Genomic DNA, 2,091 nt, shown 5'->3' with positions numbered 1-2,091 from the left:
CAAAATGTAGGGTATATACCACGCACCAAATCATTCAAATCATTGAAATTTCGGTGCGTAATACGCACCCTAGATGAATTTTGTCGTGTACTGAAAGGCAGCCTGAAAAAACCTTTCAGGCTGCCTGAATATTGCCATGATTTCAATTATTCCGTATCCGAAACTTTTTCGCTGCCCTGCTCGGTTTTAATCGTTTTGCCCAAATAATCCAAATACGCTTCTTGCCAAGCCAAAGATTTTGCACTTGGTAAAACCATTGTTTTAATCATGCCTAAAGCTTGCTGGTCGCCGCCAACATCTTGAATTTTCTGGATTTCAATAATTTGTGGCGCACCCAAATTGTCCACCAACACATAAGCAGGCTTGCCATTTTTCGGCGCAGCCGCCATCACTTCACGATAAGATTCCGCCGACAAATTGCCCTGCATTTGCTGTGGCGCAACCGTTTGCACAAGCGACCACGCCAATTGCATATTTTTGCCCGCTTGCAAATCCGCCAGCATTTTCTTCGCTTCTTCTTTCGCCAAACGCGCACTTTCCGAGCGGATAAAATCTTGTTTTACTTTATCTTTAATTTTATCCAAAGGCTCAACGGCTTCCTTGCGCGTTTCGGTGGCACGCACAAACCACGTTTCGCCATCCACCGTAATCGCTTCGGAATTGTGTTTTTTCGTGAACACGTCATCGCCAAACAAAGTGTCCACCACCGCAGTTGGAATTTTTGCCGCAGGTGCGTTTTCACGGGTCAGCCATTCCGTATGTGTTTGAATAGTCAGACCTAATTTTTCCGCTGGTTTTTTCAGGCTGCCTGTGTCCGCAAACGCTTCATCACTAAACTGTTCACGCAATTTTGTGTACGCCGCTTGCGCTTTTTTCTCTTTGGCGGCTTGGCGCACCGCGTTTTCATCTGCCGCGCCGCCCACATCGTCCGCTTTGATGATGTGGAAACCAAAATCGCTCTCCACCACCCCACTCACCGCGCCCGATTTCAGCCCAAACGCCGCATCTTTAAACGCCTTGTTAATCAAATCGCCACTCGCCGCAAATTCGCCAATCACACCACCATTTTCTTTACTATCAGAATCTTGCGAATGCTGTTTTGCCAATTCCGCGAATTTTTCAGGCTGCTTTTGCGCTTCGGCGGCGATTTGTTCGGCTTGGGCTTTTGCTTTTGCCTTATCCGCGCCAAATTCAATCAAAATATGCGCCACATTGCGTTTATTATTCGGCGAATTAGCCGCTTCTGCCATTGCTTTTTTCAACTCGTCATCAGACAAAGTTTCTTTTTCCGCCAATGAGCTGGGCGAAAAACGCACAAATTCAAATTGCACCGCCTGCGGCAAAGTATAGGTTTTCTGATTGGCATCGTAAAATTTCTTCAATGCGGTATCACTTGAATCCACTTTATCTTCAAACACTTGTGGATTCAAACCCACATTCCGCAAAGTGCGTTCCGCAAACGCCGCTTTCAAAATCTGCCCCGCTTGCGCGTCCGACACCACATTGTTTTGCAGCAATGCCGACATTTGCTCCGCCAACAAATCTTGTCGCAGCGAATCCATAAATTGCTGCTCCGTCATTCCCGAATGCGATAGCGCGTTTTTAAATTGCTCGGTGCTGAATTTACCATTCGCGTCATGAAAAGCCTTATTATCCACAATGGCTTGCTTGATTTCCTGCTCCGACACCGCCAAACCAAGCTGTTTTGCGCCTTCCTGCAAATATGCCTGATTCATCAATTGGCGCAAAATGGTTTCGCGGCTAGCATTTGGATTGTTGCGCATCACATTATCCAATTGATAGCGCGTGATAATTTGTTCGCCAATGCGGACAATATATTGATTATTTGGTCGCGTTTCAAATTGTGCCACGCCAAAACCAATAAACGAAATACCAATCAAACCCAACAAAACTTGAGCAGTGGTACGATATTTTTCTATAGCTGCAAACATATTGATTTTCAAAAATAAAATAAGTTAAAAAAATGTTTCAGGCTGCCTTTCATTACCCTACAAATTTTTGTCTACCACTCATCTGTTCCCTCTCCTGTGGGAGAGGGTTAGGGAGAGGGTAAAACTTTCAATGCACCAC

General features: G+C 45.3%; 1 protein-coding gene. It reads right to left on the bottom strand.

Features of this window, described 5'->3' with window-relative positions:
• Window positions 1-146: 146 nt before the first annotated feature.
• Window positions 147-1,952: a SurA N-terminal domain-containing protein gene (locus Q338_RS12400; RefSeq protein WP_034296019.1), complete on the bottom strand. Its 1,806-nt coding sequence runs from the start codon at window positions 1,950-1,952 to the stop codon at window positions 147-149.
• Window positions 1,953-2,091 lie beyond the last annotated feature (139 nt).

Source organism: Alysiella crassa DSM 2578 (assembly GCF_000745955.1).
GTDB classification, from domain to species: Bacteria; Pseudomonadota; Gammaproteobacteria; order Burkholderiales; family Neisseriaceae; genus Simonsiella; species Simonsiella crassa.
The sequence above is the reverse complement of the archived record's forward strand: the minus strand, read 5'-3'. Positions and strand labels throughout refer to the sequence as shown.